Here is a 24,292-nt window from a genome sequence, read left to right on the forward strand (position 1 = left end):
TAATTTTTGCTCAAAATGAAGTTTTGGATAAATATCCTTATGGCCAAGATTTTTATGTTGGTGGGCTAAATTAATTAACGAAGGAGATGGTAAAGGTTGTTAAAGAACAAAAGTTGTTGCCTTGTGAAAAAAGCGAAGAGCGGTATAATGTACAGATTCTTGTGTATGAAAATTCAACCATCAATTATGTTAAAGATTTTGATACTGTAGATATTCAAAAAAATAAATGTGCATTTGATTTCAGTCGTAAAATTATTCCCCATCTCAAAAGATGGATGCCGGCAAAAGTGAACGGGAAATTTATTGGAGCAATTACCAAAATTGAAATAAATCCTTTTTATTTAGTTAATTCCAATGATGATCCAAGTAAAAATAAACGGAAGAATCCAACCTTTAAAAAAGGAATAGAAGCTTTTGGATTTGAGATTAAATCCATTTTTGAAAGATACATAGTGAAGAATGAGGATAAAAGAACTGTATTAACATTTATTGTTAATGAAAAGGGGGAAATGGAGAATTTCGTGATAGAAGGTGATTTTTCTGACTTTGATAAGAAAAGTATAATCAATAGTCTATCTAAAATAAAAGGGAAATGGAATCCTGCTACATTTAATAATATTCCAATTAGAGCTAGAATTAAACAGCCCGTTTTTCAAGAATTTGATTTTAGGACAGAGATAGAAGATAAGAGCAACATAATCAATTCAAATTTTTATAATAACAGATACAGATAATCTCCTGACATTCTGTCACAATATTTTGTATCTTTGCAAACTTATTTGTTCGTAATTTAAAATTGCGGACCTTAAATCGATTATCGTGCAGGAAAAATATATAGACGAAACAAAACAGGGCGAAGCTTTTGCTATTGCAGAAAGACCGGAGAACTCTAAAAAACTGTTTTTAGAAAGCTATGGTTGTCAGATGAATTTCTCTGACTCTGAAATTGTTGCATCCATTCTTAATGAGCAGGGCTATAATACAACAATGAAAGTTGAAGAAGCAGACCTGATTCTTTTAAATACATGTTCCATCCGTGAAAAAGCAGAACAGACCGTAAGAATGCGTCTTTCTCAGTTCAAAAATCTGAAAAAAGAAAGACCGAATATGACGGTAGGAGTTCTGGGATGTATGGCAGAAAGATTGAAAACCAAGTTCTTAGAAGAAGAACAACTGGTTGACCTTGTTGTTGGCCCGGATGCCTATAGAGATTTACCGAATCTTTTAAAAGAAACCGATGATGGAAGAGATGCGATTAACGTTATTCTTTCCAAAGAAGAAACTTATGCAGATATCAATCCTGTTCGTTTAGGAGGAAACGGAGTTACCGCATTTGTTACCATTACCAGAGGTTGTGATAACATGTGTACATTCTGTGTAGTTCCTTTTACAAGAGGAAGAGAAAGAAGTCGAGATCCACACTCTATTATTGAAGAATGTAAAGACCTTGCCAATAACGGATATAAAGAAATTACCCTTTTAGGGCAAAACGTAGACTCTTACCTTTGGTATGGAGGAGGTCCTAAAAAAGACTTTGCTAAAGCTTCTGAAATGCAGAAAGCAACGGCCGTTAATTTTGCTCAGCTTCTTGATTTAGTGGCTAAAGCTGTTCCTGAACTGAGAATCAGATTCTCTACTTCAAATCCTCAGGATATGAGTCTGGATGTATTCAAAATGATGGCAAAGCATCACAACATCTGTAAATATGTTCACCTTCCTGTACAAAGTGGAAGCAATAATATGCTTGAAGCGATGAACAGACAGCATACCCGTGAAGAATACCTTGATTTGATTAGAAAAGCGAAGGAAATTGTTCCGGAAGTAGCATTCTCTCAGGATATGATCGTTGGATTCTGTAATGAATCTGAAGAAGATCACCAGGATACCTTAAGTCTGATGAGAGAAGTAGAATATGACTATGGCTATATGTTTGCCTACTCAGAAAGACCGGGAACACCGGCTCACAAGAAAATGGAAGATAATATTCCGGCTGATGTGAAACAGAGACGTCTTGCTGAGGTTATTGCGCTTCAGGGTGAGCTTTCAAACCAAAGAATGAAATCTTATGTAGGCAGAGTACATGAGGTTCTGATTGAAGGAATTTCCAAGAAGAACAAAAACCAATGGAAAGGAAGAAACTCTCAGAATGCTGTATGTGTTTTCGATAAATTGGAAGGGCAGAAAATAGGTGACATTGTGAACGTTTTTGTTCATGATAACACACAGGGCACACTTTTAGGGAGAACAGTAGATCAGAATTAAGCAGTGATCAAAGCAGTTTATCTTTTTGCAATGCTTTCGTTTGCTATGGTATTTAGCCAGACAGAAAAAAATGTAAAAAAATATCCTGCAACCGTAGGAGATATCAAATTTGATGCGAAATTGGATAATGCTGATTTTAAGAAGTGTGGCTCAGAAAAATGGGGACATTTCAGTTTTCAGTATTATCAGGGTTCAAAGGAATTTAGCTATAAGGGTGAAAAGATTACGATCACTGAAAAACTTAAAAAAGAAAATATATATTCTGAAAAAAAGATCAACGGCTATATTACCGTGAGATTTTTAGTAAATTGTGAAGGAAAGACAGGCCTCTTCAGATTACAGCATTTGTGCCCGGATCTGAAAGATTCTGTACTGGATGAAGAATTAGAAAATAAACTGCTGCAGTTTACAAAATCACTCAATGGCTGGATGCCGAAAGAGATAAAAGGTTTAAAAGTAGATTATTATCAGTATTTAACCTATAAAATTGAAAATGGAAAAGTTTCAGAGGTATTACCTTAGCTTTTTGTTACTTATCGTTTACACCAATACTATTGCACAGGTCAACTGTAATGCAGTAGAGGGTGAGAACTGCAAAAAAGCGTGTGAGTTATACAACTGGGCTTCAGATTTACAGGGGTTCGCAGAATCTCAGGAAGGTTTCGATAAGGCCATTGAATTGTGCCCGGATTTCTCACATGCTTATATGGAAAAAGCCGTTCCATATCTTAAAAACGGAGATTTTGTAACCTGGAAAATTTTAATGGATAAAGCGGTTGCTTTAGACCCCAAAATGCACCTTGGCTACAGAGGCTGGACGAAGTTTCAGTTTTTAAGAGACTATAAAGGAGCAATTCAGGATTTAGAATGGTTAAAAAAATATGAGCCCGGAGACTTAGGAAGATCTCAAAACGGGGACTATAATCTGGACGTAGTAAGGGCTATGTCCTACAGTGCTTTAGGACAGAAAGAAAAAGCAGCAGGGATTATAGAAAGACTTCTGGCTACCAGAGGTTATGTGAAGGGAATGTTTGATCATTATCAGCTGGGAGTTACCTATTTCGAGCTGGGAAGATATGACAGAGCCCTGGAAAATTTTGAAAAACAAAGCAAAGAGTACGACTTTGCTGAGAATATATACTTTAAAAGTAAAGTTTCTAAGATCAGAAACAAAGATTATTTGGATTTAAAAATGTTAGCCTTACAAACGTATGATGAAGGGAAGACTATGAAAGATGTCTACACTCATCACTTTAACAAAGTCTACAGAAAAGAAATTGAAGAGCTGTAGAAGATTAACATTCAGTCAATAATCAAAAATTTACTTATGAGCAACGAGCTACAAAACATAAAAAACCGTTTCGGAATTATCGGAAACTTTCCTGCACTCAATCGTGCCCTCGAAAAATCTATTCAGGTTGCACCTACAGATATCTCTGTATTGGTGATTGGAGAAAGTGGGGTAGGGAAAGAATTTATTCCGAAAATCATCCATTCAGAATCCAGAAGAAAACATCAGCCTTATATCGTCGTAAACTGTGGAGCCATTCCGGAAGGAACTATAGACTCTGAATTATTCGGACACGAAAAAGGAGCTTTTACAGGAGCTACAGCTACAAGAAAAGGATATTTTGAAGTAGCAGACGGCGGAACCATCTTTTTGGATGAGGTGGGAGAACTTCCTCTACAAACTCAGGTTCGTCTTTTAAGAGTGCTGGAAAGTGGTGAATTTATGAAAGTAGGTTCTTCACAGGTACAGAAAACCAATGTGAGAATTGTGGCTGCGACCAACGTTAATATGATGAAAGCCATCCATGATGGAAGATTCCGTGAGGATTTATATTACCGTTTGAATACTGTTCAGATTGATATGCCGCCTTTGAGAGAAAGAAAAGGAGATATCCATTTGTTATTCAGAAAATTTGCAATAGACTTCGCAGAGAAATACAGAATGCCGGAGTTGGAACTGGAGCAGAGTGCTGTTCATTACATTGAAAGTTATTCTTTCCCGGGGAACGTCCGCCAGCTAAGAAACTTAGTAGAGCAGATGACCGTTGTAGAAAGAAACAGAAATATTACTGCTGAGAAGCTTGCTGAGTATATCCCTATGGAAACTCACCTTCCAATGGTTGTCAATACGCAAAGCACCCCAAAACAAAGCGATTTCGGAAGTGAAAGAGAGATCATGTATAAAATTCTATTCGATATGAGGAATGATATTAATGATTTAAAATCCTTAACTTCGGAACTGATCAAGAACAGAGGAACAGCAGATCTGAGCAACCATGAGAAAAACCTGATCAACAGGATTTATACGCCTGAAAGTCAGCCGCAGGTAAATTCCGGATCTTTGTTATATTTTGATAATAATAATGATACTCCGGCCGTTCAGACTCCTACGATTATTTCGACACCTGAGGACAGCTATGAAGATATTGAAGATATCGAAATTGAAGAAAACAGACCAGAATCACTCTCTCTTCAGAACAATGAAAAGGATTTGATTATCAAAGCTTTGGAGAAGCATAAAGGACGTAGAAACAGAGCTGCAGATGAGCTGGGAATTTCACAAAGAACTTTATACAGAAAAATAAAACAATATAACCTGGAAGATTAGCAAAACATAAATAATGAAAGTCAATTTAACACCTAAGCCGATCAATTTTAAACTCGGAGAATACATTAACAAAGGGTTCGAACTTTTAAAGAAAGATTTCGGGAATATTTTTGTAGCATTTTTAGTATGCTTTGTGATGTCTATTATTCCGTTCTGCGGACTGCTTGCAATGGGCAATTTATACAAATACCTTCAAAGGTTGAACAGAAATCAGCCGGCAAGTCCAGGAGATATTTTTGATTTCAAAGATTTCATGCCTTATTTTATGCTGCAGTTAATTGTTTTTGGTGGCGTTTTATTGCTTTACATTCCTTTATTTGCTGTGCTGGGTATATCAGGTGCATTATCTGAGGGTAATGAACCCAATCCAATGGTAGCACTATTTGTGTTCCCTTATGTATTTTTAATAATAGCAGCTATATATTACTTTGTACTAAAAGGCTTTTATATCATTCCGTTAATCAGTCTTAAAGGAATCAAAGAAGTAAAAGAAGCCTGGAATATTTCAAAAATAATGAGCAAAGGAAATCTATTGTCAATTTTTCTTTTCTCATTGGTAGTGAGTATTTTATCCCAGATTGGTATTGTTGCTTGCGGGATAGGAATTTTTCTTACCTTACCATTCTTATACACAGCAAATTATTTTGCTTATGAAGATGCTATTCAACAAATTGAGTATGATGAAATTATTGAAATCGGATCTAAAAATGAACTTTAAAATTAACAATATCAGCTTGAAACAATCACTGTTAACGGGAATGCTTTTTGCATTGCTGGGAGTTTTAAATTCATGCTACAGCTTTACGGGATCGTCTCTTACAGACGAGAAAACAGTTCAGATTAATGAATTTCCCAATAATGCCCCTCTTGTAAACCCTGCATTATCACAACAGTTTTCTACAGCGATTCAAAACAGATTCCTTCAGAGAACCACTTTGAAAGGAACAAAAGAAAATCCGGATATCCTGATTGAAGGAGAAATTACAGACTATTCCATTACCCCTACCACCATCAGCTCCAATACCCAGACCAACCCTTCTGGAGGAGTGATTCAGCAGGCACAGAATAAACTTACGATTACAGTAAAGGTACATTATGAAAATAAAATCCACCCGGATGCAAGTTTTGACAGAACATATTCTGATGAAGCCGCTTTCAACAGTGATGTATCCCTAAGTCAGATCGAAGACCAGCAGGTAAAACTGGTAACAGATAGAATTATTAATAAGATATTTAACGACATTGTAGCGAATTGGTAAGATGAATCCGAGAGTTTTAGAATTAATAAAAAATCCGAAAAATATTCAGTTAGAAGACCTTGGTCTTTTGAAAGAAGAGATTCACACTTTTCCTTATATTCAGAATATCAGGGCGCTTCATCTGTATGGAGTGCATCTGTATGAAAAAGAAAATTATCAGAAGGAGCTTTCTATAACGGCTGCATATACTACTGATAAAAAGATTTTATATCAACTGATCAACGGAAAGATCAGACAGGAGGTAAAACCCGAAATTGTGGAAGAGAAGAAACCTTCTAAAACAATTGAAAAACCTGCCCAATTTACTCCAAAGATCCAATCCTTTCCCATCAGGAGAGAAGAGGAAGTTTCTTTGGAAAAACCTTTGGAAGAGGAGAAAAGTACTTGTGTTTTACCAACCGCACAGGAAGTTAAACACATTTATGTAAACGGTGAACGAAACAGAATTTTATTTGAAGGAGAAGAAAACTTCCTGGATGAAGAAAATTCTGAAACCATAGATATTGAATCTACCCTTGAATCTGGGACTCTGGTAACCCAGAAGACTGAGCCTATAATTGAAGAACCGGTTCAGGAGAAAGTTGAATCCGGACAAGTTGAAGCTGAGGAGAATGACGGAGAGGAGTTTACACCAGAAACTATCATTCACGGAGAGCAGATTTCTTCAGAAAAAGAGGAAGAAGAAATTGAAGAAGAGGAAAATACCAGTTTTCATGAAGTAGCACCTTTAGTACCGGAAGTAAATAGTGAGGTAGCAGTAGCAGAAAAGTTTATAAAGGAGGAATCTGCTCATGAAACTGAATGGGTTTCTGAGGAAGAACCTGCTCACCAGGAAGAAATACAAGCTGAAGCAGAAGAGGAAGCCGGAGAAAACTTTACACCGGAAACCATCATTGATGAAGATCAGATTTCTGGTGAAAAAGAAGAAAATGGTAATGAAGAATTGCCTTCAGTGGAATTATCTGATGCGGAAGTAAGTTTCCATGGAACAGATTCATTTATGCCGGACGTTAAAATCCAGGCTAACAGCGAAGAAATAGCAGAAACCGTTGAAATTTCCCAACCGAATGTCAATAAACATGAGGAGGAAATGAGACGCCTGATTGAAGAGGTTGAGAAAAAAATGAAGGAAACTAAGCTTGTTCCGCAAGAAGAAGAAATAGAGCCTGAAATAGTTGAAGATCATGAAATTAGCTTCTCAGATACTCAAAACTTCCATTTCTGGTCAACAAGTGAAGAAAAACCTGAAGAAATAAAAGAAGAATCTGTACAGGAAAAAGCTATTGAGAGTCAGACATCTGTGGTTGAGGAAACTAAACCTGAAGTTACTGAAGAAAAGATAGAAGAAGCTCCTGAAGTACAGTCTGCCTGGAAACCAATGAGTGTGGAATCCAATATGCCGGATTCTTTAATCAGTAAACCTGAACAAGTATCAGCTCCAGAAATAAAAACTCCGGCAGAGAAAATAACGCCAGCTGTAGAACCTGAAGTAATCCTTGAAGAGGAACAACTTTCCGAAACGGTTGCAGAAACCACTCAGGAAGAAGTTATTCCAGTATTAGAAACATCAGAAATTGAAGAGGATCATTCTGAACCCACTGAATCAGTTGAAGAAGAAAAAGCTGATACTGAGACTTTAAAAGAAAATGTACCTGTCATGAATGTTTCCTTCTTTGGAACTGATATTTCTACCCTTAAGGTTGAAGAAAAGCAGGAGGAAAAGAAAGAAGAACCTGTAGAAAAAGTACAGGAGGTTACTATGAAAAATACTACTCAATCATCCCTAGACAGCAACGTTCCAGGTTTTATCAACACATGGCAGAGCTGGCTTAAGATTGACAGAACAGAAGAGATTGAAAAGGAAAAATCAGAAATCAAAGAAAAGGCTATTGAGAACTTTATTGAGAACAATCCTAGAATCAGTCAGTTAAAAGAAGAAAGTACCTATGTTGTAAAAGAAAAGAATGACGATATCTCGCATTTGATGACAGAGACATTGGCTAATCTTTATTTTGAACAGAAACTATATACAAAGGCCATAAAAGCGTTTGAAATACTTATCAAAAAGAGTCCTGAGAAAAAAGAATATTTTGAATCCAAGATTAAAGATATTAAGGACTTCAGAAGTAAAAATTAAAAAGAAAAAGGTACTGATTAGAACAGTACCTTTTTTATTTTATAGCTTCTGAGAATTGCTTTTAGTGCTCCTTAATTTTTTCCAGGCCTTCCGCCCAAATACAATAACAACAATTAAGGTAATGATGGCAAATATGGCTGCTATTACCGGAGCTGCCATTGCAAGAATAGACATGATACCTGCACCTGCCGTTTCTGTTGTTCCTACCATAGAATTTCCTAAACCTCCGGTCGTCGCAGTAGAAGCAGCCCTTATTCCTGCAAATCCAGAGCTGATGGTAGCTGCTGTACCTCCACCGGCAATTAATGCCAAAGCCCATTGCGGAAAAGTTCCAAGATCAGCAAACTGACTTGCAAATAATATGGACCCAGCCACCGTGGCCATAGGAATAGAGACGGTATCCAGTAAATGATCTACAAAAGGGATGTAATAAGCCAAGATCTCAATAACAGTGGCTATTCCTGTCGTAATAAGTGTAGGAAGACCAGCAAGCCATTCAAAATGCTCATTCATGGGAATCCAGTTGAAATAGGAGGCAAGGCTTACAATAAACATAGGAAGAAATACCCGGAAGCCTGTAGCAGCTGCCAATCCAATCCCAATAAATGCACTGATTATATAGGAAAAATAGGGAACGTTATCTAACATATTAATTTTCAGATTTAATGTTTTCCCTAAATTACAAAAACTATATGATATTTGGAGCGTTGTTGATTTTAGAGTTCCAGATACGGGATGCGGGTACGAGGTTTTGAGCTTTACTATTCGTGATTTATTGTAGAGTAAAAAATATTTTATACATACTTATCTGTGAAAATCTGTGCGATCTCTGGGAAATAAAAAAATCTGCAAGAAAATGTCTCACAGATTTTTATTATTTCATCAGAAAAGATGATTACTTTTTCTGAGCTTCACAAAGCTTGATAAACTGAGCCTCCACATCCTGAAATTTAGGAGGCATCTCAGGAGAAACCCAAAAAAGCATTGCCATAGTTTTTTCTCCAAATGCTTGCCTGAAAAGATCTTTATTCAGACGATAGCATTCTCTCAGTAACCTTTTGATACGATTCCTGTGTACTGCTCTTTTAAAATATCTTTTAGAAACGGAAACTCCAAATCTTGCAGCTTCTACAGAAAGGTTGGGTTTATCCTTTAGAATAATGATTCTCAGGTTTCCGCTTGTTCTCCATTTACCTTTCTCAAAAAGCAAACTGATCTCTGTGTTTTTTTTGAGCTTTTCCGCTCTGGGATATTTGGAATTTGTCATTTACGAAGTGTAAATATATTTTTTTATTTTTCTCCCACATATTTCACAGATTAAGACATGAAAATCGTTTTAAAAATCTGTGCAATACGTGAGACAATATTTTAATCCTGATTTAATAAATGATTAATCACTTCTGAAGCGGTATACAACCCGAAAATGGCAGGCATATAACTTATTGTTCCGTAAAAAGATCTTTTATAGTTGGTTCCGTCAGTCATTTTCAAACTTTCTTCATCCTGGATGTCATTGGCAAAAACACAACGGACTCCTTTGTCAATTTTTACTTTTTTCAGTCTTTTTCTTACCTGTCTTGCGAGGTGGCAATGTTCGGTTTTGCTGATGTCTCTTACCATTACCTTGCTTGGATCGGTTTTTCCACCGGCACCCATTGAGCTTACGATTTTTATCCTTCTTCTTTTGGCAGCAATAATCAGACAAAGTTTTGGCGTTACACTGTCAATACAGTCTAAAACATAATCAAATTTTGCAGAATCCAGAACTTCATCCATTCTTTCAGGATTTAGAAACTCATTGATTTTGGTTAGATTAAGAGCAGGGTTAATATCTAAAAGTCTTTCAGCTACCACTTCTACTTTATGCTTTCCAATGGTAGAATGTAAAGCAGGTAACTGTCTGTTGATATTGGTAATGTCTACGGTATCACCATCTACGATCGTCATATTGCCAACTCCGGCTCTTGCAAGAAATTCAGCTGCAAAAGAACCTACGCCGCCTAAACCAACAACCAAAACAGTGGCTTTGTTCAATTTTTCCAAGCCTTCTTCTTTTACCAGAAGCTCTGTTCTTTCCAACCAGTACTTATCCATTTTTTATTGAGTGTAAATTTTCTAAAATTTGTTCATTGAGCTGTTCCAAAGAAATACCTTTTATTTCCGAAACTTTATCATACAATTCTTCGATGTTAAAATCTTCATTGTCAGTCTCTAAAAAGAATTTGTTTAATGGAGTGTTTTTCAAAATATCCTGCAAAGATAAATTATACAAAACAGCTTTTCCAAAACTCAGGTAAAAATTATTGGCAAGAAGGTCTTCAGCAATTTGACGTTTTTTATTAAAACCATGAATGATCATGGGCTGTTCGGCTTTCTTTTTAAAAGAAATGACCTCATAAAATTTTCTTACACAATGAATAATCATCGGTTTTTTGACTTCATTGGCGATTCTGATCTGTCTTAAAAAAACGTCTTCCTGAATTTTCTGATCTATAGAAACTAAAGAATCTAAACCACATTCACCAATGGCAAAACAATTTTGAAACATCATACTTTTCATCCATAAAAACTGTTGTTCGAGATTATTAACATCAATATCTTGGGGATGAATTCCAATAGAATAAGGGAAATCAGGCGGAATTTGCTCAATGTTCAGATTGTAAATTCCGTTTGTGATATATTTCTTATGATGATGAAAATCAAAAAAATCCATATTCAAAAGTAAGTATTTTCAGAATTAATTTAAAATTATTAAACGATCGTTTATAAATGTGTTAAAAATTTCTTAACTTTACTCAAAGTACACTTCATGAAAAAAAAATTTACAGAAAAACAGATTCACATATTGGATATTGCAGAAGAGCTCATCGCCAAGAAAGGATATGAGGGAACTTCTGTAAGAGATATTTGTTCTAAAGCAAATATCAACGTCGCCATGATCTCTTATTACTTCGGTTCTAAAGAGAAAATGATGTCCTATCTCTATCAGTACAGAGTACTGAAAACGAGAGAAAATTTTTCAGAATTTGCAGATACTATCAAAGAAGGTAAACCTGAAATGCAATTGCGGGAAATGATTAAATATATTGTTTCTCAGCTTTTCAAGTATAATTATTTTCATGGTTTCGTGACCCAGGAGCTTCGTCATACAGAGAACTTGAAAGATGAACTGCTGGATTTCTATCAGTTATTTGTGAAAAAACTGGATGAAGTCATTAAGAAAGGGGTTGCATCAGGAGTTTTTACTTTTACTCCCAAACCTGAAGATATTCTTACCATGATCATCGGATCCACGTTATTTGTGATCAGGAATAAAAATTTCTATGAGCTCTATGTTCCGAGCAAAAATGAGGAAACCTATGCAAAAGAAGCGGAGAAAAAGGTGAGAATGAATCTTTTATTAAGTGTTTTTGCAATTTTGGGATACGCTGCAGACTAAAATTACGTTAAATATTCATAAAAAAAAATCTATTGGCAAAAAAGTTATATTTTTGCAAATTAGTAAATCGGCTGTATAATCCGAAAACTGTTGAATTTTATATATGAAAAAATATATTTTAGGTCTTTTTGCTGTAGCGGTGGTTACATCTTGTGTAAGCCAGCAGGAAAGAGCAATGAGAAGTGCTGATAAAGAATTTATCTTAAAGGCAGCTAATGAAAATTTTGCTAAGAAAAAGTGGAAAAATGCATTGGCTCTTTACGACAGACTTGCCAATCTTGTGGCGGGAACAGATGATTTTCCTAACGTAGGTTTCAACACAGCTTATGCCAACTATTATGACAAAAGTTATAAGCTGGCGGGTCACCAGTTTAAAAATTTCGCAGTAAGTTTTCCTAAAGATCCTAGAGCAGAAGAAGCAGCCTATATGTCTGCATTATGCTACTATGAAGGATCTATGGATTATAACCTGGATCAGTCAAGTACAGAATTGGCCATTAATGAACTTCAGGAGTTCCTGAACAATTATCCTAATTCTGAAAGATCTAAAAATATCAGCCAGTTAATTGATGAATTGTCTTATAAGCTAGAATTTAAAGCTTATGAAAACGGAAGACAATACTACAAAATGGGCGAGTATAAAGCAGCCAATGTAGCATTTGAAAATGTTTTGGAAGATTTCCCAAGTACAAAACTTCGTTCAAAGATTTATGACTATATTATGAAATCACGTTATGAACTGGCGATGAAATCTGTATATGGTCTGAAAGATGAACGTATTGAAAGTGCTCTTACTTATACAAAGCTGGTAGAGAAAGAACTTCCTAACACGGAATATTCTAAAACGGCAACCGATCTTAGAGAAAAGCTGGAAAAGGAAAAACAGAATTTCGTAGGTGTTAAAAAACAAACAGAGGCCAGAATTGCGGCTTTAACTGCGAAACAGAAAAAAGAAGCTGAAAAACTGGCAGATAAAGATAAAACAGAACAGCAAATCAAAGATCAAATCGGCAATGAAAAGAAAGCAATGCAGTTACAGAGGGACAGTGCAGCACTTAAGACACCTCCTCCTGCGGCGACTTTCAAAATTCAAAGATAATTCGTAAATTTGCCATCTTAAAATAAAAATAATTTTCTCAAAATGAGTGTAAAAGATACAAAAGCAGAAGTAAATACAATTACTTACGACAAAGATAAGATTGAAGATAAAGTAGGTTCAATCTATGAAGCTATTGTTATCATGGGAAAGAGAGCAGAGCAGATCAATGCGGAGATCCGTACTGAACTTCACAACAAATTGGATGAATTTGCCGTTCACAATTCTACATTAGAAGAGGTTTTCGAAAACAGAGAACAAATTGAGATCTCTAAACATTACGAAAAGCTTCCAAAGCCAACTTCAATTGCTATTGAAGAATGGTTAAACGAAGATGTTTATTTCAGAAAAACAGAAGAAAGAAAGTAATCTTCTGTATTTTAATAAATCAAGGTCATAAAGGAATTCACTTCTTTTATGACCTTTGTTGTTTTAAAGCCTCATTGTGTGGGAAAAAATAAGTACTTTAGTATTTCAAAAAATTAGAACTAAATGAGTGTTTCCGGTAAAAAGATACTTATCGCTGTCTCTGGAGGAATCGCGGCTTACAAAATCCACTTTCTGATCAGAGACTTTGTGAAGAAAGGTGCCGAAGTACAGGTTATTATGACTCCTGATGCAGAAAACTTTGTGACAAAACTAAGTCTGTCTACATTATCTAAAAAACCCGTGTATTCGGATTTTTATAGTGATAACGGAACATGGAACAGTCATGTGGAAATGGCTCTGTGGGCAGATGTTATGATCGTTGCTCCATGTACAGCCAATACACTGTCTAAAATGGTTCACGGAATGTGTGATAACCTCGTTATTGCCACCTATATGTCTGCAAAATGTCCCGTATTCATAGCTCCTGCAATGGATCTTGATATGTATGCACACCCTTCTACAAAAAAGAATCTGGAGCTGGCAGAAAGCTTTGGACATATTATTATTCCTGCGGAAAACGGAGAGTTGGCCAGCGGACTGATCGGACAGGGAAGAATGGCAGAACCGGCAACAATTTTTAATACTGTTGAACATTATTTTAATTCAAATATCCATTCGCGAAGTCTTGAAGGAAAAGCGGTTTTAATTACTGCCGGGCCTACCTATGAAGCTATAGATCCGGTAAGATTCATCGGAAATCATTCATCTGGAAAAATGGGATTCTCTCTTGCAGAAGAAGCTTCAAAAAGAGGAGCCAAAGTAATTCTGATTTCAGGACCGAGTTTTCAAACCATCAATGATCCGAATGTTGAACTTCATAAAGTGACTTCAGCCAAAGAAATGCTGGCCAAAGTATTTGAATTTTACGACAGCATAGACATCGGAATTGCCAGTGCAGCAGTAGCAGACTATGCTCCGAAAGAAGTTGCGAAGGAAAAAATCAAAAAGAATGATGAAAATCTGACGATTGAATTGGTTAAAAATCCGGACATCCTAAAAACAATGGGCGAAAAGAAGACCCACCAGTTTCTGGTAGGATTTGCACTGGAAACCCAAAATGAAGAAGATAATGCAAAAGGAAAGCTGGAAAAGAAAAATCTGGATATGATTGTTCTCAACTCTCTTCGTGATGAAGGAGCCGGTTTTAAAAATGATACCAATAAAATCAAGATATTTACCAAAACAGAGAAGAAGGAATTCAATCTGAAATCCAAGGATGATGTAGCAAAAGATATTCTCAATTTTGTTGAGTCTCAACTTTTAAAATAATTTTAATAAATTTCCGTTCTCAATTTTTAATAGACAATGAAAAAAATTATAAGTTTATTTTTTCTGTTTTTTCTATATACCCAAAGTTTTTCTCAGGAGCTGCTGTCTACGGTACAGGTAAACGCCCAACAGCTGGGTGGAAGTAACCAGCAGGCCTATAAAGCATTGGAGAAAAGTCTCAGGGACTTTATCAATAATACCAGCTGGACAGGTAAAAGGCTTCAGAATTTTGAAAAAATAAAATGTGCTTTTTCTATTGTTATTACGGAAAGAGATGTTAACAAATTCAAAGGAACTATTGTTATTCAGGCGGTAAGACCTGTGTATAATACGACCTATGAATCTCCTTTAATTAATCTTCAGGATCAGAGATTTGCTTTTGAGTATATTGAAAATGAGAGTCTTATTTTTAATGAAAGACAATTTTCCGGGAAGAATCTTACCGATGTAATCAGTTTCTACATTTATGTTATTTTAGGTCTGGATGCGGATAGTTTTCAGTCTATGGGAGGATCGCAATGGTATGCAAAAGCGCAGCAGATTGCACAGAATTCCCAAAACAGAAACTATGAGGGCTGGAACACCATCAACGAGCCGAGAAGCCGCTCTATTTTGATTAACGAAATTATGAATCCTAACTGGAGCCAGTTACGTTCTACCATTTATACTTATCATAGAGCAGGATTAGACAACCTTTTCAACCAGGATCAGACTGCAGGGAAAAAAGTTATTTTTGATGCCCTGATGCAATTAAAAATGTACGAAAATAATTTCCAGCAGGCGTTTTTCTTTAACCAGTTCATGGATACTAAAAGCGATGAAATTTTCAATATTTTCAATTCCGGAAATAATGGAGGATTGATTCTTAATGATCTTAAACAGACAATGATCATCCTTTCACCGAAGAATATAGAGAATAAGTGGAATAAATGGAAAGTCTAGGGACTTCTAAGTAAATTTAAATAAAGTCAGCATTATTGAGGAGAGAGCCGTCAAAAAACGATTTCTTAACTCATTAAAAAAACTTATTTTTACAGTTCAAACTCAAATTGGATTATAACCCGGATTATCAATGCTTTCGAGAATTTACATTAAAAACTTTGCCCTGATTGATACCCTTGAAGTATCATTGAAAAATGGTTTACAGGTTATTACCGGTGAAACGGGGGCAGGGAAATCTATTATCCTAGGTGCTCTTCGACTTATTTTAGGCGAAAGAGCAGATGTAAAATCAATCGCCAAAGCTGAAGAGAAAAGTGTGGTGGAAACCGAGTTTTCTCTCAATAATCAGTTTAAGAAATTCTTTATTGAAAACGATCTGGACTACGAACTTCATACTATTATCCGAAGAGAAATACTTCCCTCAGGGAAATCCCGTGCATTTATCAACGATGTGCCGGTAACGTTGGATATTCTTAGAGAGCTTTCCTCACAACTGATTGATATCCATTCCCAATTTGAAACATCCAATCTTTTTACCTCAGAATATCAGTTTAAAATTATCGACGGGCTTTCTGAGAATAAAAAAATCATTGAAGATTATCAACAGGAGTTTTCTGAGTTTCAAACGCTGAAATTGTTGTTGAAAAAACTGAAAACCCAACTTTCGGAATCTAATAAAGAAAGCGATTATAAAGAATTTTTACTCAACGAATTGGAAGAGCTGAAGCTTGACGATGTTGATTATGAAGATATTCAAAACCAGCTTTCTATCCAGGAAAACGCTGGCATGATCTCTGAAAATGTAGGCCAGATTCTGTCAAGGTTTCATCAGGAGGAAATAGGAATTCTGTCATTCTTTAATGAAGCGACCAACAAGCTTTCAAAAATTTCCGAAATTTCTACCAGTTTTGCTGAACTTGATTCAAGGCTGGAAACCTCTTTTGTTGAGCTTAAAGACATCATCTCTGAGTTGGAACATGAAGCGGAAAGAGTAGAAATCAATCCTGAAAACCTGATATATCTTACCGATCTTAACAATAAAATCAACGCTTTATTCCTTAAACATAATGTTTCAGATCTTAATGAATTGATTGAGATCAGAAATCAGCTGGCTGGAGATCAGAAAGGAGCTTCAGATCTGGAATTACAGATTGAAGAAACAGAAGAAAATATCTCTCAAAAAGAGAAAACACTTCTAAGCCTTGCTTCAAAACTTTCAAAGAACAGACATAAGAATGTTCCTGTTTTCATCAAAAAAGCAGAAAGTCTTCTCAAGAAATTAGGACTGGAAAAAGCAAAGGTAGATATAGAATTACAGGATGCTGATGAGTTTAACCAGTTTGGAAAAGAAAATATCCAGTTGTTGTTTCAAGCCAATTCCGGCTTTCCTTTAAAACCGATTCAGACAGCTATTTCCGGAGGAGAAAGATCAAGAGTAATGCTTGCTGTAAAGAAGATTATTGCAGAAAGTGATGAACTGCCAACCCTTATTCTGGACGAAATTGATACCGGAGTTTCAGGAAAAGTCGCTGAAGAAATAGGAAACCTGATGAGAGAAATGTCTGAAGACATGCAGCTGATCGTTATTTCCCACCTTGCACAGGTTGCAGCCAAAGGAAATGACAATTATAAAGTCGTAAAACAGGATATTTCCGGCAGAACACAATCTACCATTATTCCATTAAGCAGTGAGGAAAAACTGAACGAAATTGCTCAGTTACTTTCCGGAAGCAAAATTACGGAAGCAGCCTTGGCACAGGCAAAAGAGCTTATAGGATAATTAAATAAATCCACTTTTTTCTTAAAAATTTGTAACATATTTTACATTATATTTACTAATGTATAAAAACTAAAATATGTTTCTAAAGTTCCTTAGGCTTGAAATTAAAAGCTTTTTTCGTGGTACATCTTTAGGGATCAATCTGACCATGAAAATCCTCCGTTTTATAGGAATTCTTTACTTTATTGGATCCCTTTTAGGAGGAGCATTTATTGCCTTTTTCTACATTCAGGAGGAAATGCATCAGGATCCTTTAAAGGTGGTTTCAAAATTCATGATCGTTGCCTGGATTATTGATCTTGTTCTTAAATATCTCTGGCAGGAAATCCCTACACAGAATATTAAGCCGTTTCTTACCATGAATATCAGGAAGAATACATTGGTCAATTATATGCTGGCTAAAACGTTTCTTTCAGCATTCAGTTGGCTGAGTTCCTTATTCTTTATTACATTTTCACTCATTGCGTTATTCAATGGATATAGTATTCCAGGAGTCTTATTATGGCTTATAGGAGCGGTTTCATTACTCTACATGAATAATTTTATCAATATCTTTTTCAATGGGAAAGAAACGCTGGCAGTTATCATAGGAGTATGCTTTCTGGGTATAGGAGCGCTGGGGTATTATAATATTGTTCCGGTTTTATCTTATTCTGAGTCGGTTTTCTTCAGCTTTTATGAAAAACCTTACTTTGCACTGATTCCTGTTCTATTGTTTGTAATACTTTGGTGGGTATGTTTCCGCTATCTTCGCAATGAATTTTATCTGGATCAGGGGCTTGAAGCCAAGAAAACAGTCGGGAAAACAGAAAATATTGCCTTTCTGAATAAATACGGTGTTATTGGAGCATTTATCAATAATGATATCAGAATGTTGAGACGCAATAAAGTAACCAAAGGAATTTTGTTTGGAAGCTTTATGTTTCTGTTCTATGGATTACTGATGTTTAGTTCGTCACTCTACAAAACTCCTGCAATGATGATGGTTATGGGACTTTTTGTAACAGGTGGTTTTCAGTTTCTGTTTGGGCAGCGGGTACCTGCTTTTGACAGCTCATATTTTCCATTGATGATGACCCTGAACGTTCCCTACAAAGAATATCTGAAAGCGAAATGGTGGCTGATGAATATTATAACAGCCGCTTCTGTGATCATTGCTCTCTGTTATGCCTACTTTGGCTGGGAGATCTACGTTACATTCTTCGCGGCAGGATTATATAATATAGGGGTTAACTCTCAATTTACGCTGTGGTCAGGAGCTTTCAATAAAAATCAGATCGATCTGAATTCAAAAGAGAAAAGAATGGGACAAAAAGGAAGTTTCAGTTTAATGACAATGCTTCTGTTGATTCCTAAAATGCTTCTCCCAATGGGAGTCTTTGCCCTGACAAAATATCTATGGGGAATTACTGGTGGAGTGATAAGTATTGCTATTATAGGAATTATCGGCTTTTTTCTGAGAGAGAAAATCTTCGATATCATTGTAAAACAATATAAAAGAGAGAAATACAGCACGTTGGATGCATTTAAAAATATAAATTAAGCCATGATCAATATACATAATCTATCAAAAACATACGGGACAGCAACGGTTCTTAATATAGAAAATCTTGAGATTCCTAAAGGAGAAACATTTGGCCTTGTAGGAAATAACGGGGCAGGAAAAACAACCCTTTTCAGCCTGATGCTGGATTTGATTCAGGCAACAACAGGCTTTGTAAGCATTGATGGTATTAAAGTCAACGAATCTGAAGCCTGGAAAAATAAAGTATCAGCATTTGTAGATGATACGTTTCTCATTGGATATCTTACTCCGGAGGAATATTTTTATTTTCTCGGGGAGTTGAGAGGTCAGAATAAAGCATCTGTAGATGAATTCCTGAAACCTTTTCATGATTTTTTCAATGGTGAAATCCTGAAATCCGGGAAATATGTCCGTGATCTTTCAAAAGGAAATCAGAAAAAAGTGGGAATTGTAGGAGCAATCATCGGGAATCCTGAAATTATTATTCTGGATGAGCCTTTTGCTAACCTCGATCCGTCTACTCAGATCAAACTTAAAAATCTGATCAAGGAATTATCAAAACAGGATGGCGTTACTTTTCTTATTTCCAGTCATGATCTTTCCCATACCACAGAAGTCTGCAACAGAATTGTGGTGGTGAACAAAGGGCTTTTGGTAAAAGATATTCAGACCAATCCGGAAACATTGAAAGATTTGGAACAATATTTTGCAGATCAGGTTTCAGTTTCGGATATTTAATACCACAAAAATAGAGGTATGAATACAATAGAATCACAGAATGTAACAGATTATCCCAACAGCAATACTATTTTCATGGTCTGGAAACTTAATGACAGCCCACAGCTGAAAAATGTTTTTCAGGAATTATGCGCGTTGGTGTTAAATCTTAACAATTCGGTGTTTAACCGTTTCCCGGATAGCAGGGCAAGTTGTGTCATGGGAATTGGTGCAGATGCATGGAGAAAACTGGAACTTCCATCACCACCGCCAAAAGAATTAATTAATTTTGAAGAAATAAAAGGATCAAAACATACCGCTGTTTCTACTCCCGGAGATCTTCATTTTCATCTGAGAGCAGACAATAAAAGCCTTATTTTCGATATGGCAGTTGAAATTTCCCAGTTGTTAAGTTCTGTGGCAGAAAGTATCTTGGAGATTCATGGATTTAAATATTGGGATGCACGTTCTATTCTGGGTTTTGTAGACGGAACGGAAAATCCTCATGGAGACGATCGTGATTATTTCGGAAAAATAGGAGATGAAGATCCTCAGTATAAAGGAGGAAGTTTCCTTTTTGTTCAGAAATATCTTCACAATATGGATGCCTGGAAGGGCTTGTCAACAGAAGATCAGGAGAAAGTAATTGGAAGGTCAAAGGAAAATGATATTGAAATGTCTGATGATGTAAAACCGTCGAATTCACATATTGCTTTAGCCAATATCGAAGGCGAGAATGGAGAAGAATTGAAAATTGTCAGAGATAACATGCCTTTTGGGAATCCTTCTACCAATGAGTTTGGAACTTACTTTATTGCCTATTCAAGTACATTTTCCACCACAAAAAAAATGTTGACGAATATGTTTATAGGTGATCCTCCCGGAAATTATGACAGAATTTTAGATTTCAGCACAGCAGTTACCGGAACGCTTTTCTTTGTTCCTACCCGAAATATGCTTGATGAATTCTCAGGATAAAATGAAAGGCTGTCCCATCCAAGGCAGCCTTTTTTATTTAATTAAGCACAAAAAATAGAATTTTTTTTAAATGTTGTAACCTTTTTTTGTTTTGATTGTCTTTAGTATAGAAACAGCATAAGCATGAAACTTTTGTTCGGAAATAAAAAGAATGATTTGTTAAGCCTCCTGAAGAAACAGGATCCGGCTGCACAGAAGATTTTCTATGAACAGAATGTAAAGAGATTCCTGAGTGTAAGCAAAAGCTATGTGAGCGATTTGTATCAGGCCGAAGATTGTCTCATTAAAGCATTCTGTAAAATTTTTAAGCACATAGAAAGCTTCAGAGGAGAGTCGAACCTGGAAAGCTGGGCAAGAAGAATTGTTGTAAATGAATGCCTGAATTTTATCAAGAGTCATAAAACTGTTTTCTATCTGGACGAGATTAATCAATCTTTTCATGAAGATATCCATGAAGCAGAGATTGATTGTGATTTTAATGCGCAAGAGCTTTTGGACCAGCTTCCCGATGCTTACAGAATGGTTTTTAACCTGTACGTGCTGGAAGAATATTCTCATCAGGAAATTGCTGATACTTTGCAGATTTCAGTGGCTGTCAGCAAAACACAGCTGTTCAGAGCAAAAGAAAAATTAAGAAAGATCTACTTTCAACAACAAAAAAAAGTGAAAAATGAAAACGTCTAAAGATAATATTGAATTTCAGATCAAAAAGCAGATTGAGGAAAGAGAAATTGCTCCATCACGGGATCTGTGGTCCGAAATTGAGCTTCAGAATAACAATAATCACCGTTCCAAATCAAAAATGAACTGGGTTTTAGTAGCAGCATGTTTGATTTTGACATTCAGCTTGGGAAGCGTTCTTTTTTTTCTTAATCAGCCTTCCGAGACTCAACCGGAAATTGTGAAGGAAACCGGAAAAAATACGACAAATGAAATGGTAAAAGATCCTGTTCAGAATCATGTTCCGCTGGCAGTTGGGAATAATGATAAAAAGGAGGTGAAAAAAACTCTTTCTCCTGATAAGCAAGAAGTGATTTCTCCGGTGGCAGTAGGGCAGAATAAACTTATTTATAAAGAAACTCTTCCTTTGAAGAAACTGGATATCACTCAAATTTCTAATCCTAAACTGATGGCAAAAGCCGATTCTATAAAAACTCCGGTTAAAAAGAAAAAATATGTAGACCCATCCACACTTCTTTTCTCAGTAGAGCATAAAGATGTTATCGAAAAAACAAAGGATGGAAGTAACGTGGCTACTATTGATTTGAATGCCAGATAATTTATCCGTAAAAATTTAAAAATTAATAATATGATCAAGAAATTAATCGTAATGGGATTGCTGTGCTCTTTTTCAGCATCATTCTATGCACAAAAGACATTCAATATTAACCTGTCTTCTAAAAAAGATACAGAGGTAAGCCCTATTGTAAAAGAAAAAGTGGAAGAATATGCCGCAAAGATCAATACCATCATTCAGGAAGAAAAAAAGCTGATGGAAGATGAACTGGTCGTTTTGCAGGCCAGAAATCTTGATAAAGCAGATTTCGACAGAGAAAAAGCTCAGATTGCAGACCGTTATTCTGAGAAAATGGATAAAAGAATTGAAGAACTTGGATTTGATCTGGATGACGTTATTCAAAAGCAGGTAAGATATTCCCTTTTGAATACTGATGTTACCTCAAAAGAAGAACTTAAAGAAAAATTATTGAAGAAATTCCGTCCCAGCAGAAGTTTTACAGGATATTTCTCTTATGGAATTATGACGTTGACAAACAGTGCTCAAGATAATGTCCTTGATAAAAACATCGGATATGCCAATAACCTGGAGTTTGGTCTGAAACTGAATTATCAGCTTAGCAGAACAAGCCCGTGGGCGGTAATTTCCGGGTTAGGATTTTCATGGAGAACGGTAAGAGCAGATAATAATATGCTGTTTACAAGAAGTGCAGATCAGGGAGTTGCTTTGGCACAATACAACGGAAATCTTGATAAAAGCAAACTGAGAACCGGATATATCATGGTTCCCCTTGGGATGCAGTATAATTTCTCAAAACTTAAAAATGCCGGAATGGATATCCAGTACAGAAGTTATTATACAGGCTTTAAAATTGGAGCTAATGTGTATGGAGGGGTAAAAATGTCTACCAACAATATTGTAAAAGGAAATGATGGTGAAACCAGAGACCGCGGAAACTATCAGGTGAATCCTTTTGTCTATGGAGCACAGATAACATTCTCATACAACAGTTTCAGTGTGTTTGTTAAAAAAGATTTCAGCAACTTCTTTAAAGACAGTTATTTTAAAAATGATAAAGCACTGATATTTGGCTTGGCCATTGGATTAGATTAAATATATTTTGACAGTAAAATGAAAAACTCCGGAAACTATTTCCGGAGTTTTTGCGTTGTATCAGTTATAGAATCATTATTTTAAACTTCCTACCATATCTTCAGGTTTTACCCATTCGTCAAACTGTTCAGCAGTTAACAGACCAAGATTAATGGCTTCCTCTTTCAATGTTGTCCCGTTTTTATGGGCTGTTTTTGCAATCTTAGCCGCATTTTCATATCCGATATGAGTATTTAAAGCCGTTACAAGCATTAAAGATTTGTCTACCAGTTCTTTAATTCTCTCATGGTTCGGTTCAATACCTACAGCACAATGATCGTTGAATGAAATACATGCATCAGCAATCAGTTGAGCAGACTGTAAAAAATTATAAGCCATTACCGGTTTGAAAACATTCAGTTCATAATTCCCCTGAGTTCCGGCAAATGAAATGGTCGTATCGTTTCCTAAAACCTGTGCGCAAACCATGGTCATCGCTTCATTCTGAGTAGGATTTACTTTCCCTGGCATAATAGAAGATCCCGGCTCATTTTCAGGAATATGAATTTCCCCGATTCCGGAACGTGGACCAGAGGCCAGTAATCTTACATCCTGAGCAATTTTATATAAAGAAACCGCCAGTTGCTTTAAAGCTCCGTGAGATTCCACAATCGCATCATGTGCAGCAAGGGCTTCAAATTTATTTTCTGCAGTAACGAAAGGATGATTGGTAAATTGAGCAATATATTCTGCCACTTTTACATCATAACCGTTGGGTGTATTCAAACCTGTACCTACGGCGGTTCCTCCCAATGCCAGTTCAGAAAGGTGAGGTAAAGTATTTTTTAAAGCTCTCAATCCGAATTCCAACTGAGCCACATATCCTGAAAATTCCTGTCCAAGAGTAAGAGGAGTGGCATCCATCAAGTGAGTTCTACCAATTTTTACTACATCTTTGAAAGCTTTTGACTTTTCAGCCAACGTGTTTTTTAGTTTTTCTACAGCCGGAATGGTTACTTCTACCACTTTGGAATAAGCAGCAATGTGCATGGCAGTAGGATAGGTATCATTCGAAGACTGGGATTTATTCACATCATCATTCGGGTGAATTTCAGATTTTTCGCCTAATGTCCCTCCGTTATTCACATGAGCTCTGTTGGAAACTACTTCATTCACATTCATGTTAGACTGCGTTCCGGAACCTGTCTGCCAGATCACCAACGGAAACTGGTCATTAAGCTTTCCTTCCAGAATTTCGTCACATACCTTAGCAATCATATCTCTTTTTTCTGCAGAAAGTACTCCCAGGTCAGTGTTAGTGTAAGCCGCAGCCTTTTTCAGATAAGCAAAAGCTTCGATAATTTCATGCGGCATTGAACCCTCAGGTCCTATTTTAAAATTGTTTCTGGAACGTTCCGTCTGTGCACCCCAAAGTTTATCTGCAGGTACCTGCACTTCTCCCATGGTGTCTTTTTCAATTCTGTAATTCATAGTGGTTGAAATTTGTATGATC

The 24,292-nt window shown here is 36.1% G+C and carries 25 protein-coding genes; 20 read left to right on the forward strand and 5 right to left on the reverse strand.

The genetic code is table 11. The features are described 5' to 3' along the window. The first annotated feature begins 86 nt into the window (after positions 1–86). The 8 genes from ACMA47_RS14845 to ACMA47_RS14880 all read left to right on the forward strand — a co-directional run bounded on the left by ACMA47_RS14845 (position 87) and on the right by ACMA47_RS14880 (position 8,275). Positions 87–734 (forward strand): hypothetical protein, encoded by a 648-nt coding sequence (locus ACMA47_RS14845; protein WP_413930385.1) that lies wholly within the window; start codon positions 87–89, stop codon positions 732–734. An 85-nt stretch (positions 735–819) separates the two neighbouring features. After that, positions 820–2,262, forward strand: a complete 1,443-nt coding sequence (gene miaB / locus ACMA47_RS14850) for a tRNA (N6-isopentenyl adenosine(37)-C2)-methylthiotransferase MiaB (RefSeq protein ID WP_413930386.1) — start codon at positions 820–822, stop codon at positions 2,260–2,262. A gap of 3 nt (positions 2,263–2,265) precedes the next feature. Then, entirely contained in the window at positions 2,266–2,784 is a 519-nt protein-coding gene (locus ACMA47_RS14855; protein ID WP_413930387.1) for a hypothetical protein, read from the forward strand. Next, complete coding sequence (locus ACMA47_RS14860; RefSeq protein WP_034692731.1) at positions 2,756–3,553, forward strand: tetratricopeptide repeat protein; 798 nt, start codon at positions 2,756–2,758, stop codon at positions 3,551–3,553. The genes ACMA47_RS14855 and ACMA47_RS14860 overlap by 29 nt, the downstream gene beginning before the upstream one ends. Positions 3,554–3,589: 36 nt before the next feature. Further along, complete coding sequence (locus ACMA47_RS14865) at positions 3,590–4,879, forward strand: sigma-54 interaction domain-containing protein (protein WP_413930388.1); 1,290 nt, start codon at positions 3,590–3,592, stop codon at positions 4,877–4,879. 13 nt (positions 4,880–4,892) lie between these two features. Continuing rightward, positions 4,893–5,597, forward strand: coding sequence for a hypothetical protein (locus ACMA47_RS14870; RefSeq protein ID WP_413930389.1), 705 nt, complete (start codon positions 4,893–4,895; stop codon positions 5,595–5,597). Beyond that, on the forward strand, positions 5,587–6,138 hold the full coding sequence (locus ACMA47_RS14875; protein ID WP_051934227.1) for an LptE family protein: 552 nt from the start codon (positions 5,587–5,589) through the stop codon (positions 6,136–6,138). Before ACMA47_RS14870 ends, ACMA47_RS14875 begins: the two co-directional genes overlap by 11 nt. Position 6,139: 1 nt before the next feature. Further along, the gene (locus ACMA47_RS14880) at positions 6,140–8,275 is read left to right on the forward strand and encodes a hypothetical protein (protein WP_413930390.1); all 2,136 of its coding nucleotides are present in this window, start codon (positions 6,140–6,142) and stop codon (positions 8,273–8,275) included. 39 nt (positions 8,276–8,314) lie between these two features. Here the strand turns inward: ACMA47_RS14880 and ACMA47_RS14885 are convergent, their stop codons facing one another. The 4 genes from ACMA47_RS14885 to ACMA47_RS14900 all read right to left on the reverse strand — a co-directional run bounded on the left by ACMA47_RS14885 (position 8,315) and on the right by ACMA47_RS14900 (position 10,988). After that, a complete protein-coding gene (locus ACMA47_RS14885) occupies positions 8,315–8,923 on the reverse strand; it encodes a DUF4126 domain-containing protein (RefSeq protein ID WP_413930391.1) in 609 nt (202 codons plus the stop codon). A 247-nt stretch (positions 8,924–9,170) separates the two neighbouring features. Next, positions 9,171–9,542, reverse strand: a complete 372-nt coding sequence (gene rnpA / locus ACMA47_RS14890; protein ID WP_034692725.1) for a ribonuclease P protein component — start codon at positions 9,540–9,542, stop codon at positions 9,171–9,173. A 101-nt stretch (positions 9,543–9,643) separates the two neighbouring features. After that, positions 9,644–10,369, reverse strand: coding sequence for a ThiF family adenylyltransferase (locus tag ACMA47_RS14895; RefSeq protein WP_413930392.1), 726 nt, complete (start codon positions 10,367–10,369; stop codon positions 9,644–9,646). Next, positions 10,362–10,988 carry a TatD family hydrolase gene (locus tag ACMA47_RS14900; protein WP_413930393.1) on the reverse strand — a complete coding sequence of 209 codons (627 nt, stop codon included), beginning with the start codon at positions 10,986–10,988 and terminating at the stop codon, positions 10,362–10,364. The genes ACMA47_RS14895 and ACMA47_RS14900 overlap by 8 nt, the downstream gene beginning before the upstream one ends. A gap of 96 nt (positions 10,989–11,084) precedes the next feature. On the opposite strand from ACMA47_RS14900, the gene ACMA47_RS14905 reads away from it, so the two are divergent. From ACMA47_RS14905 to ACMA47_RS14960, 12 genes are all read left to right on the forward strand, one after another. After that, positions 11,085–11,714, forward strand: coding sequence for a TetR/AcrR family transcriptional regulator (locus ACMA47_RS14905; RefSeq protein ID WP_034692722.1), 630 nt, complete (start codon positions 11,085–11,087; stop codon positions 11,712–11,714). Positions 11,715–11,817: 103 nt separating this feature from the next. Then, positions 11,818–12,813 carry an outer membrane protein assembly factor BamD gene (locus ACMA47_RS14910; RefSeq protein ID WP_413930394.1) on the forward strand — a complete coding sequence of 332 codons (996 nt, stop codon included), beginning with the start codon at positions 11,818–11,820 and terminating at the stop codon, positions 12,811–12,813. 42 nt (positions 12,814–12,855) lie between these two features. Beyond that, entirely contained in the window at positions 12,856–13,179 is a 324-nt protein-coding gene (locus ACMA47_RS14915; protein ID WP_034681463.1) for a DNA-directed RNA polymerase subunit omega, read from the forward strand. Positions 13,180–13,302: 123 nt separating this feature from the next. Continuing rightward, positions 13,303–14,508, forward strand: coding sequence for a bifunctional phosphopantothenoylcysteine decarboxylase/phosphopantothenate--cysteine ligase CoaBC (gene coaBC, locus ACMA47_RS14920; protein WP_413930395.1), 1,206 nt, complete (start codon positions 13,303–13,305; stop codon positions 14,506–14,508). A gap of 36 nt (positions 14,509–14,544) precedes the next feature. Next, positions 14,545–15,450: a DUF4835 family protein gene (locus ACMA47_RS14925; protein ID WP_413930396.1), complete on the forward strand. Its 906-nt coding sequence runs from the start codon at positions 14,545–14,547 to the stop codon at positions 15,448–15,450. A gap of 130 nt (positions 15,451–15,580) precedes the next feature. Then, on the forward strand, positions 15,581–17,230 hold the full coding sequence (locus tag ACMA47_RS14930) for a DNA repair protein RecN (protein ID WP_413930397.1): 1,650 nt from the start codon (positions 15,581–15,583) through the stop codon (positions 17,228–17,230). 76 nt (positions 17,231–17,306) lie between these two features. After that, the gene (locus tag ACMA47_RS14935) at positions 17,307–18,773 is read left to right on the forward strand and encodes a DUF5687 family protein (RefSeq protein WP_413930398.1); all 1,467 of its coding nucleotides are present in this window, start codon (positions 17,307–17,309) and stop codon (positions 18,771–18,773) included. A gap of 3 nt (positions 18,774–18,776) precedes the next feature. Further along, complete coding sequence (locus ACMA47_RS14940; RefSeq protein WP_413930399.1) at positions 18,777–19,493, forward strand: ABC transporter ATP-binding protein; 717 nt, start codon at positions 18,777–18,779, stop codon at positions 19,491–19,493. An 18-nt stretch (positions 19,494–19,511) separates the two neighbouring features. Beyond that, positions 19,512–20,450, forward strand: coding sequence for a Dyp-type peroxidase (locus tag ACMA47_RS14945; RefSeq protein WP_413930400.1), 939 nt, complete (start codon positions 19,512–19,514; stop codon positions 20,448–20,450). A 123-nt stretch (positions 20,451–20,573) separates the two neighbouring features. Continuing rightward, the gene (locus ACMA47_RS14950; RefSeq protein ID WP_047428786.1) at positions 20,574–21,134 is read left to right on the forward strand and encodes an RNA polymerase sigma factor; all 561 of its coding nucleotides are present in this window, start codon (positions 20,574–20,576) and stop codon (positions 21,132–21,134) included. Beyond that, positions 21,121–21,729, forward strand: a complete 609-nt coding sequence (locus ACMA47_RS14955) for a hypothetical protein (RefSeq protein WP_413930401.1) — start codon at positions 21,121–21,123, stop codon at positions 21,727–21,729. The genes ACMA47_RS14950 and ACMA47_RS14955 overlap by 14 nt, the downstream gene beginning before the upstream one ends. A 30-nt stretch (positions 21,730–21,759) precedes the next feature. Beyond that, entirely contained in the window at positions 21,760–22,800 is a 1,041-nt protein-coding gene (locus tag ACMA47_RS14960) for an outer membrane beta-barrel protein (protein WP_413930402.1), read from the forward strand. Positions 22,801–22,875: 75 nt separating this feature from the next. Here ACMA47_RS14960 and fumC read toward each other — a convergent pair whose 3' ends face one another. Further along, positions 22,876–24,270, reverse strand: coding sequence for a class II fumarate hydratase (gene fumC, locus ACMA47_RS14965; protein ID WP_413930403.1), 1,395 nt, complete (start codon positions 24,268–24,270; stop codon positions 22,876–22,878). Positions 24,271–24,292 lie beyond the last annotated feature (22 nt).

This window comes from Chryseobacterium sp. T20, from assembly GCF_047345655.1.
In the GTDB taxonomy this organism is placed as follows: domain Bacteria; phylum Bacteroidota; class Bacteroidia; order Flavobacteriales; family Weeksellaceae; genus Chryseobacterium.

Coding starts and splice junctions, on each gene's coding strand:
- ACMA47_RS14930 (WP_413930397.1), top strand. CDS start 15,581: ATGCTTTCGAGAATTTACATTAAAAACTTTGCCCTGATTGATACCCTT.
- ACMA47_RS14925 (WP_413930396.1), top strand. CDS start 14,545: ATGAAAAAAATTATAAGTTTATTTTTTCTGTTTTTTCTATATACCCAA.
- ACMA47_RS14940 (WP_413930399.1), top strand. CDS start 18,777: ATGATCAATATACATAATCTATCAAAAACATACGGGACAGCAACGGTT.
- ACMA47_RS14945 (WP_413930400.1), top strand. CDS start 19,512: ATGAATACAATAGAATCACAGAATGTAACAGATTATCCCAACAGCAAT.
- ACMA47_RS14880 (WP_413930390.1), top strand. CDS start 6,140: ATGAATCCGAGAGTTTTAGAATTAATAAAAAATCCGAAAAATATTCAG.
- ACMA47_RS14860 (WP_034692731.1), top strand. CDS start 2,756: ATGGAAAAGTTTCAGAGGTATTACCTTAGCTTTTTGTTACTTATCGTT.
- ACMA47_RS14885 (WP_413930391.1), bottom strand. CDS start 8,923: ATGTTAGATAACGTTCCCTATTTTTCCTATATAATCAGTGCATTTATT.
- ACMA47_RS14950 (WP_047428786.1), top strand. CDS start 20,574: ATGAAACTTTTGTTCGGAAATAAAAAGAATGATTTGTTAAGCCTCCTG.
- ACMA47_RS14915 (WP_034681463.1), top strand. CDS start 12,856: ATGAGTGTAAAAGATACAAAAGCAGAAGTAAATACAATTACTTACGAC.
- ACMA47_RS14865 (WP_413930388.1), top strand. CDS start 3,590: ATGAGCAACGAGCTACAAAACATAAAAAACCGTTTCGGAATTATCGGA.
- ACMA47_RS14900 (WP_413930393.1), bottom strand. CDS start 10,988: ATGGATTTTTTTGATTTTCATCATCATAAGAAATATATCACAAACGGA.
- ACMA47_RS14955 (WP_413930401.1), top strand. CDS start 21,121: ATGAAAACGTCTAAAGATAATATTGAATTTCAGATCAAAAAGCAGATT.
- ACMA47_RS14935 (WP_413930398.1), top strand. CDS start 17,307: ATGTTTCTAAAGTTCCTTAGGCTTGAAATTAAAAGCTTTTTTCGTGGT.
- ACMA47_RS14870 (WP_413930389.1), top strand. CDS start 4,893: ATGAAAGTCAATTTAACACCTAAGCCGATCAATTTTAAACTCGGAGAA.
- ACMA47_RS14905 (WP_034692722.1), top strand. CDS start 11,085: ATGAAAAAAAAATTTACAGAAAAACAGATTCACATATTGGATATTGCA.
- ACMA47_RS14845 (WP_413930385.1), top strand. CDS start 87: ATGGTAAAGGTTGTTAAAGAACAAAAGTTGTTGCCTTGTGAAAAAAGC.
- fumC (WP_413930403.1), bottom strand. CDS start 24,270: ATGAATTACAGAATTGAAAAAGACACCATGGGAGAAGTGCAGGTACCT.
- ACMA47_RS14960 (WP_413930402.1), top strand. CDS start 21,760: ATGATCAAGAAATTAATCGTAATGGGATTGCTGTGCTCTTTTTCAGCA.
- ACMA47_RS14895 (WP_413930392.1), bottom strand. CDS start 10,369: ATGGATAAGTACTGGTTGGAAAGAACAGAGCTTCTGGTAAAAGAAGAA.
- ACMA47_RS14875 (WP_051934227.1), top strand. CDS start 5,587: ATGAACTTTAAAATTAACAATATCAGCTTGAAACAATCACTGTTAACG.
- coaBC (WP_413930395.1), top strand. CDS start 13,303: ATGAGTGTTTCCGGTAAAAAGATACTTATCGCTGTCTCTGGAGGAATC.
- ACMA47_RS14910 (WP_413930394.1), top strand. CDS start 11,818: ATGAAAAAATATATTTTAGGTCTTTTTGCTGTAGCGGTGGTTACATCT.
- rnpA (WP_034692725.1), bottom strand. CDS start 9,542: ATGACAAATTCCAAATATCCCAGAGCGGAAAAGCTCAAAAAAAACACA.